Below are 8,341 nucleotides of genomic sequence, written 5' to 3'. Positions count from 1 at the left end.
TTCAACCGCGACCCGAAGTAACCGCCATGACAGCGCGGGCCGCCTCCCGCAACCCGTCCCGCCGAAGGCGGCGTACTCCGACACCCCGTCGGCGTACGCCGCCGCGTTCGTGTGCGGGGGGCCTCGTCACACCGCTCCGCGCTCCCGCGTCCTGGCCCGCAGCTCCGTCTTCAGGACCTTGCCGCTCGCGTTGCGCGGGAGGTCGGTGACGAACTCGACCTCCCTGGGGACCTTGTAGTTCGCCATCTCACGGCGGGACCACACGATCAGGTCGTCCGCCGTGAGCGTGGAGCGCGGCCGACGGACCGCGTAGGCCTTGCCCACCTCGCCCAGCCGCGCGTCCGGTATGCCGATCACCGCGACATCCGCCACGTCCGGGTGCAGGCCCAGCAGTTGTTCGATCTCCGCCGGGTAGGCGTTGAAGCCGCCGACGATGAACATGTCCTTGATCCGGTCGGTGATGCGCAGGTTGCCGGCCTCGTCCAGTACGCCGACATCACCAGTACGCAACCACCCGTCCGGGGTGATGGCGGCAGCCGTCCCGGACGCGTCCTCGAAGTACTCCCGCATGACGTTGAAGCCCCGGACCAGGACCTCGCCCGGGCTGCCGGGGTCCGCCAGTACGCGGATCTCCGTGCCCGGGATCGCGCGGCCCGATGTGGAGGCGATCGTCTCCGGCGGATCGCCGCGCCGGCACATCGTGACGATGCCGGACGCCTCGGACAGGCCGTACGCCGTCAGGACCGTGGAGATGCGGAGCTCCGAGCGCAGGCGCTCCACGAGTTGGAGCGGGACCACCGCCGCCCCCGTCACCACCAGGCGCAGCGCCGAGAGGTCGTGGGCGTCCCGGGACGGGTGGTCCAGAAGTGACTGGTGGAGGGTGGGCGGGCCCGGGAGGACCGAGATGCGTTCGGCGGCGATGTTCGCCAGGACCGTGTCCACGTTGAAGACGGGCTGGGGGACCATCGTCGCGCCGCGCATCAGGCAGGCGATGATGCCCGCCTTGTAGCCGAAGGTGTGGAAGAAGGGGTTCACGATCAGGTAGCGGTCGCCCTCGCGCAGACCGGCCAGGTCGGACCAGATCGCGTAGCCGCGCAGCGTCTGCGCGTGCGTGATCACCGCGCCCTTGGGCCGGCCCGTCGTGCCCGACGTGAAGATGATGTCGGAGGCGGAGGACGGGGCGACGGCGGCCGCGCGCGTGCGGACCTCCGCCGAGGACACCGACTCCCCCTGGGCCAGGAAGTCCTTCCAGGTGCTGAAGTTCTCGGGTGCGTCGTCCGCCAGCACCACCACTTCCTCCAGGTGCGGCAGGGCGGGCAGCGGTCCGGAGCCGGGGCCCTCGGCCGTCGCCCGGCGCAGGGACGCGACGTACGACGTGCCCAGGAACGTGCCCGTGACGAAGAGGAGCCTGGCCCGGCTGCGGTGCAGGACGTACGCCGCCTCCTGGCCCTTGAAGCGGGTGTTCAGCGGGACGAGCACCGCGCCCGCCGTCACCGCGCCGAGTGCGGACACGATCCAGTCCAGGGTGTTGGGCGCCCACACGGCGACCCGGTCGCCCGGCTCCACCCCCCGCGCGATGCACGCCGCCGCCGCACGCTCGACGCGCTCCCCGAGGCCGGCGTACGAGACACGGGTGCGGCCCTCGACCACGGCCTCCCGTTCGCCGTACCGTTCGGCCGCACTCCGCACCAGCTCCGGGATGCTGCCCCACTCGACGTCTCCGCCGTTCGCTGCGCCCATAGCAAGCCCTCCCACACCGCACGCCGACGCACTAGCTGACTATCCGTCAGATTAGCTGTAGCCTGACGCGCTGTCAGCAGTCATGACCATCGCGGAGGTGCCCCGACGTGGCGACACTCAAGGATGCGGCAGCGATAGTCGGCACGGGACAGACTCCCTTCGCCAAGCAACTGCCCGAATCCGAAAAGACTTTGGCCTGCCGTGCCATCCTCACCGCCCTCGACGACGCCGGCATCCCTCCCTCCGAGGTCGACGCTCTCGCCTCGTACACGATGGAGGAGACCGACGAGGTCGAGGTGGCGAAGTCCATCGGGGCCGGTGACCTCACGTTCTTCTCCAAAGCGGGGTACGGCGGCGGCGGGTCCTGCGCCACCGTCGCCCACCTCGCCGCGGCCATCGCCACCGGTCAGGCGAGCGTCGGCGTCGCCTGGCGGTCCCGCAAGCGCGGGTCGGGGCCGCGGCCCTGGAAGAACACCGCCGTGCAGCTGCCCACCCCCGCCCAGTGGACCCGCCCCTTCGGCCTCCTGCGCCCCGCCGACGAGATCGGAATGCTGGCCCGCCGGTACATGCACGAGTACGGCGCCACCCGCGACCACCTCTTCAACGTGGCCCTCGCCTGCCGGAACCGGGCCAACCAGAACCCGGCCGCGATGATGTACGAACGGCCCCTGACCCGCGACATGTACATGAACTCGCGCTGGATCAGCGACCCGTTGTGCCTCTTCGACAACTGTCTCGAGACCGACGGCGCACTGGCCTGCGTGATCGTGTCGGCCGAGCGTGCCCGCGACTGCCGGCAGAAGCCCGTCTACGTCCACTCCGCCGCCCAGGGACTGCCCGCCCAGCACCACGGCATGGTCAATTACTGGAACGACGACCCGCTGACGGGCCCCGCGTGGACCGCCGCCCGCCAGCTGTGGAAGCAGGCCGACTTCGGTCCGGACGACGTCGACGTGGCGCAGATCTACGACGCCTTCACCCCGCTGATCCCCCTCTCCCTGGAGGGTTACGGCTTCTGCGGTCGGGGGGAAGGCGCGGCCTTCACCGAAGGCGGCGCCCTGGAGAGCGGCGGGCGGCTGCCCCTCAACACCGGCGGCGGCGGGCTCAGCGAGGCGTACGTCCACGGCTTCAACCTGATCACCGAGGGCGTCAAGCAACTGCGCGGCACCAGCACCGCCCAAGTCCCCGGAGCCGCCACCTGCCTGGTGACGGCGGGCGAGGGTGTCCCGACGTCCGCCCTGCTGCTGAGGAGCTGAGACATGAGCGACAGAGAGAGCGGTACCGGCGGCCTGCTGGCCCCCGTCGTCGACGACGACGGCGCCCCCTTCTGGGAGTACGCCGCCCGGGGCGAGCTCCGCGTCCAGGCGTGCGCCGCCCCCGGTTGCGGCGAGCTGCGCTTTCCGCCCCGGCCGTGCTGCCCGCACTGCCGGTCCTTCGACAGCGAATGGCGGCTGATGAGCGGGAAGGGGCGGATCTGGTCGTACGTCCTGCCCCACCCGCCACTCCTGCCTGCGTACGCCGCGCAGGCCCCGTACAACGCCGTCGTCGTCGAACTGGCCGACGCCCCGCGCATCCGGCTCGTCGGGAACGTCGTCACCGAAGCCTGCGCGGCCCTCGACTCCGTCGATCCGGCCAGGCTGCGCATCGGTGCGAAGGTGCAGGTCGCCTTCACCGACGGCGTGGGCGGGCTGCCGGTGATGCCGCGCTGGCTGCTGGAGCGGCCGTGAGAACCGGCGCGGGCGGTGTCCGTGTCGAGCGCGACAAGGAGACCGGCGTCGCGGTCGTCACGATCGACCGTCCCGAGCGACTGAACGCCATCGACCTGGAGACTTCCGGTCAACTGGCTTCCGTCTGGCGGGAGTTCAGGTTCGACGAGAGCGTACGGGCCGTCGTGCTCACCGGCGCCGGCGACAGGGCGTTCTGCAGCGGCATCGACCGGGGGGTGGACGTGCCTCAGCCGCCGTCGCCGTACTCGATCGACGATCCGCTGCTGTCCATCGGGCCGAAGGCCAACGACCTGTGGAAGCCGGTGATCGCGGCGGTACGGGGGATGGCGTGCGGCGGGGCGTTCTATCTGCTGGGGGAGGCCGAGTTCGTCGTCGCCGCCGAGGACGCGACGTTCTTCGATCCGCATACGACGTACGGGATGGTCAGCGCGTACGAGGCGATCCACATGGCCCAGCGGATGCCGTTCGGGGAGGTCGCCCGGATGGCGCTGATGGGGACGGCGGAACGGGTGTCGGCGCGACGGGCGTACGAGACGGGGCTGGTGTCGGAAGTCGTCGCGAGCGGGGAGGAGGTCGCGGCGGCCGTGCGGGCGGCCGAGGTGATCGCCTCCTGTCCGACGGAGGCCGTACAGGGCACGGTACGGGCGGTGTGGGCGGCCACGGAGGGGGCGCGCGGCCAGGCGCTGGCGCAGGCGCCGCATCTGGTGGCGCTCGGGAATCTGCCGCCGGACCGGCAGGCGGAGCTGTTCGCCGCCCGCCGGCCCGGCTTCCGTACGCGCTAGGCGTCCGGCGTCGCGTCAGCCGGAGATGCGCCGCACGTTGGTGAGGGTGCACTTGCCGCCGGAGGTCGCACCCGCCTGGGCGACGTAGGGAGTGGCGACGTCGAGCCTGTCGGTCCTGCCCGGGAGCACCATGGGCATGCTGGGGTGGCGCGTGCCGACGGTCGTACCGCTCGGGTCGGTGAACGTCACCGTGAAGGTGTAGGTGTAGTTCTCCGACGAGCTGCTGTTGGTGGCGCTCACCGCGGCGACGATGCCACGGGACGGGTCGTACTCGCAGCGGTCGATCCGCACGTCCGTGATGTTCGTGTCGCCGCGGCTGCCCGAGGTGTAGCCACTGGTCGTGCTGCCACTGGTGCTCGTGCTGCTGCTGCTGCCGGTGGTGTAGCCGCTGGTGGTGCTGCCACTCGTCGTGCTGCTGCCGCTCGTGGTGTCGCCGCTCGTGTAACCGCTCGACGTGGAGCTGTCGTAGCTCGAACCGCCGCTGGTGCTGCTACTGCTGCTCGAACTGCCGAAGCTGCTGCCACCGCTGCTGCCGCTGCTGTCGTCGCAGCTGCCACCGCGGGAACCACGTGCTCCGGTAAGGGCGACGACAGCGATACTGAAGACGGCTATGGCGCGGACATGGCGAAGCTGCACGCTTCAACCCCCGTTGAAATCGTAGATTTGTGGCGCCCGATTGACGAGCGCACGTCACCCTAGTGGGGCGCCCGACACGCCTGCAAACGCGCGCCGGGCGGGCGATCGCGCCGCCGCGGCGGCCCCTTCCGCGACTGGCAGCCGCCGCCCCCGGGGCGTAGCGTCGTCACCGAGAGCCACCCGCAAGGAGGCCGCCGATGTTCCGCAGCGTCCTCGGCTGGATCCTCGCTCTCGTCGGAGCGACGGCCGCCGTGCTGAGCCCCTTCCATACCTGGTACGACGGTCGTCTCGGGCGGGAGTACCGCATCGGCGACCTGTTCGGCGGCATCACGGACAGCGAGGCCGGGATCGCGGGATCGCTGCTGCTGCCGTTCGCCTTCGCCGCCCTGCTGACCGTGATCGGGCTGCTGATCCGTACCCGGCTGCTGGTCGCCCTCGCCGGGGTCGTCGTCCTCGGCTTCACCGTGCTGTGGATGGTCCGCGTGGGCCAGGCGTTGGGCAGCCTCACGGTCGACGGCGACGGCACCGGCCTGGACCTCGGCGTCGCGCTGGCGCTCGGCGGCGGCGTACTGCTCCTGCTGGCCGCCACCGTGATGCCCGGGCGCGGGCAACGGCGCCGGCGCGTGGACGGCGACCGGCACCCCCGGCACGAGCCGGAGTACGCGCACGAACCCGTGCCGGAGGACTGGTCCGGCGAGCCCTACCCCTGGAGTCCGGGCCCGGGCGGCCCCGACGGGCCGGACGACCGCCCGCCCCCGCCGGACCACCGCTACCGCTAGCGGATCACCGCTGCGCACCCCGCCGGACATCGCTGCGGGGCCTCCGGATCACCGCCGAGGGACTCCGGAACGCCGCTGCCCCCTCAGGCCCGCGTGCCCGACGTCCGGCCCGTCGCCGTGCCCTTCACCGCGTCCAGGGCGTACACGCACCGGTCCTTGCTGCACGCGTACACCACACCGCCCTGCGCCACCGGCGACCCCGTGATCTCACCGCCCGTCGCCAGCTTCCAGCGCAGCTGGCCGCCAGTCGCGTCCAGCGTGTAGAGGCAGTGGTCGGCCGAGCCGAAGTGGACACGGCCGTCCGAGACCACGGGCGCGCCCACGACCTCGCCACCCGCCGCGAAGCGCCACTTCGGGGTGCCCGTCACCGCGTCCAGGGTGTAGAGCGCGCTGCCGCTGCCCACATGGATGTTGCCCGCGGCGACGAGCACCGGCTCGATCGACTGGCGGGACTCCGTGGCGATACGCCACCGGTCCTTGCCGGTGGAGGCGTCCAGGGCGTACACCGTGCCGAGGTAGTCGGCCAGGTAGATGCCACCGCCCGTGACGGCCGGCCCCGGGGCGAAGGCGGGCGGGCTCAGGAAGACCGCAGGGGCCTCGAAGTGCCACCGCACCCGGCCGCTCACCGCGTCGATGGCGAGGACACGCGTCCCGGCGGCTACGTACACATGGCCGTCCGGCGCCGACGTCAGCCGCAGCGGGACTCCGCCGCAGGACGCCGCGTCGCCGATCGGGTACGACCAGCGCTCGATGCCGGTACGGGCGTCCAGTGCGCGCAGCCTCGCGTCCTGCCACACGTACACCGCGTCCTCGTGTACGGCGGGGCCGGCCTCCGGGGTCTCGAAGTCGCTCTGCGCACCGGTGAGTTCCCACAGTTTCTGGCCGTTGGACGCCTCCCAGGCCTGGACGCCGCCGCCGCGCGTGCCGGTCACGACGGTGCCGCGTTCGGCCTTGAGGGAGTAGACCCACGCGTCGGTCTGGAGCCGCCAGCGCTCCTGGCCGTCGGCGGCGTCGAGCGCGTAGAGCGTGGGGCCGTCGGAGGCATGGATGCGGCCGCCCGCGACCGCCATCGCCCAGGCGACGTCACGCGTCTTGAACTGTCGCCGTCCGCTGGCCACGTCGAGGGCGTGCACCTCGAAGGAGGTGACGTACACGAGGTCGCCCGCGACGGCCGGCGTGCCCCACACGTCGTTGGACATGCGGAAGCGCCACGGCCGCCATCCCCCGGACGGCCCCGCGCCGTCGGCCGACTGCGTCGGCGGCGGAATGGCCGGCGGCGGCGGGGCGGCCACGGGCGGAGGTACGACACCGGTGACGGCGTCCGCACCGTTCCCCGACGCGCTCAGCCCGGCCGGGGGCCTGATCCAGCCCGTGGCCTGCTCGCCCGGCGCGTGCACGGCGTGGCCGGTGCGCCCGTCGGCCACCCGCGGCCCCGGGCCGATCGGCACCTTGGAGCCGGGCAGCCGTACGGCGGCGTGCGCACCGGCCTGCGCGGCATGGGCGCCCTGGGCCGGACGGCCGGCGTGCGCCCCCTGTTGCGCGTGCCCGTCGGCGTACGCCGCCGCCGGGGACGGGGACGGAGCCGACGCCGGGGCGTCCGACCGGGACGCCACCGGGGCGAACGGCGGCGGGCCCGGCGGCCTCGGCGGCGTGGAGTGCGCCCGGGACGGCGGCGTACTCGGCGTACTGGGCAGCGCGGGACGCCCGCCCCGCCGCTGCTCGATCATCGCCGTGGCCCGTGCGGGCAGCCACGCGGACGCCGTACCGCTGTCGTCCTCACCGGACGCGAAGAGGTGCGGCGAGAGCTGCGCCTGGAGGTCGGCCGGACTGGGCCGCCGTACCGCTTCCATCTGCATGCACGACTCGATCAGCGGACGCAGCTCGTCGGGCAGCCCCTCGGTGTCGGGGCCCTCCCGGAGCAGCATGAAGACCGTCTCGACCGGGTTCGCGCCGTGGAAGGGCGCGTGCCCGGTGGCCGCGAAGACGAGCGTGGATCCGAGCGAGAAGATGTCGCTGGCGCCCGTCACGCTGCGGGAGTCGCGCGCCTGCTCCGGCGACATGTAGGCGGGCGTACCGACGGCGACGTTGGTCATGGTCAGCCGCGTGTTGGAGACGCCCGAGGCGATGCCGAAGTCGATGACGCGCGGTCCGTCCTCCACCACCAGGACGTTCGACGGCTTGAGGTCGCGGTGGACCAGGCCCGCCCCGTGGATGGACTGGAGCGCCTCGGCGATGCCCGCCGCCAGCCAGCGCACCGCCTGGGCCGGCATCGGCCCGCATTCATTCACTATTTCTTCGAGGGAGGGCGCGGGTACGTACGCCGTGGCCAGCCACGGCACCGCAGCCCGCGGATCGGCGTCCACGACGGCGGCCGTGTAGAACCCGCTGACCGCCCGAGCGGCCTCCACCTCACGCGTGAAGCGGACGCGGAACAGCTGGTCCTCGGCGAGCTCGGTCCTTACCGTCTTGATCGCCACGCGACGGCCCGACGCCGACCGCGCGAGATAGACCAGCCCCATGCCGCCGGCCCCGAGCCGTGCCAGCACCTCGAACGGGCCGATCCGCCGCGGGTCGTGCTGCGTCAGCTGCTCCATAACTTGCCTGCCACCTCCCCGTACGAGGCCGCAAACACAGCCCCGTGAAGCGTCTCACCACTGGGCACCACCCAGCGGTGCGC

At 72.5% G+C, this 8,341-nt stretch carries 7 protein-coding genes; 4 read left to right on the top strand and 3 right to left on the bottom strand.

Translation table 11 applies throughout. The annotated features are described in order from the left end of the window. Positions 1–126 precede the first annotated feature (126 nt). Positions 127–1,740 carry a FadD3 family acyl-CoA ligase gene (locus ACWIHY_RS30490; protein WP_454379200.1) on the bottom strand — a complete coding sequence of 538 codons (1,614 nt, stop codon included), beginning with the start codon at positions 1,738–1,740 and terminating at the stop codon, positions 127–129. Between the two features lie 107 nt (positions 1,741–1,847). Here ACWIHY_RS30490 and ACWIHY_RS30485 point away from each other — a divergent pair, with 107 nt between their 5' ends. Genes ACWIHY_RS30485 through ACWIHY_RS30475 form a run of 3 tightly spaced genes read left to right on the top strand, consistent with a single transcriptional unit; the run spans position 1,848 to position 4,249 of the window. After that, a complete protein-coding gene (locus ACWIHY_RS30485) occupies positions 1,848–2,996 on the top strand; it encodes a lipid-transfer protein (protein WP_454379199.1) in 1,149 nt (382 codons plus the stop codon). Between the two features lie 3 nt (positions 2,997–2,999). After that, positions 3,000–3,467: a Zn-ribbon domain-containing OB-fold protein gene (locus ACWIHY_RS30480; RefSeq protein ID WP_454379198.1), complete on the top strand. Its 468-nt coding sequence runs from the start codon at positions 3,000–3,002 to the stop codon at positions 3,465–3,467. Continuing rightward, complete coding sequence (locus tag ACWIHY_RS30475; RefSeq protein ID WP_454379197.1) at positions 3,464–4,249, top strand: enoyl-CoA hydratase/isomerase family protein; 786 nt, start codon at positions 3,464–3,466, stop codon at positions 4,247–4,249. Before ACWIHY_RS30480 ends, ACWIHY_RS30475 begins: the two co-directional genes overlap by 4 nt. Before the next feature lie 15 nt (positions 4,250–4,264). Here ACWIHY_RS30475 and ACWIHY_RS30470 read toward each other — a convergent pair whose 3' ends face one another. Continuing rightward, positions 4,265–4,885: a hypothetical protein gene (locus tag ACWIHY_RS30470; RefSeq protein WP_454379196.1), complete on the bottom strand. Its 621-nt coding sequence runs from the start codon at positions 4,883–4,885 to the stop codon at positions 4,265–4,267. Positions 4,886–5,082: 197 nt separating this feature from the next. Here ACWIHY_RS30470 and ACWIHY_RS30465 point away from each other — a divergent pair, with 197 nt between their 5' ends. Then, complete coding sequence (locus ACWIHY_RS30465; protein ID WP_454379195.1) at positions 5,083–5,664, top strand: hypothetical protein; 582 nt, start codon at positions 5,083–5,085, stop codon at positions 5,662–5,664. Between the two features lie 83 nt (positions 5,665–5,747). Here the strand turns inward: ACWIHY_RS30465 and ACWIHY_RS30460 are convergent, their stop codons facing one another. Next, positions 5,748–8,258 (bottom strand): outer membrane protein assembly factor BamB family protein, encoded by a 2,511-nt coding sequence (locus tag ACWIHY_RS30460; RefSeq protein WP_454379194.1) that lies wholly within the window; start codon positions 8,256–8,258, stop codon positions 5,748–5,750. Positions 8,259–8,341: the final 83 nt, after the last annotated feature.

Source organism: Streptomyces sp. NPDC055287 (assembly GCF_053646035.1).
The sequence above is the reverse complement of the archived record's forward strand: the minus strand, read 5'-3'. Positions and strand labels throughout refer to the sequence as shown.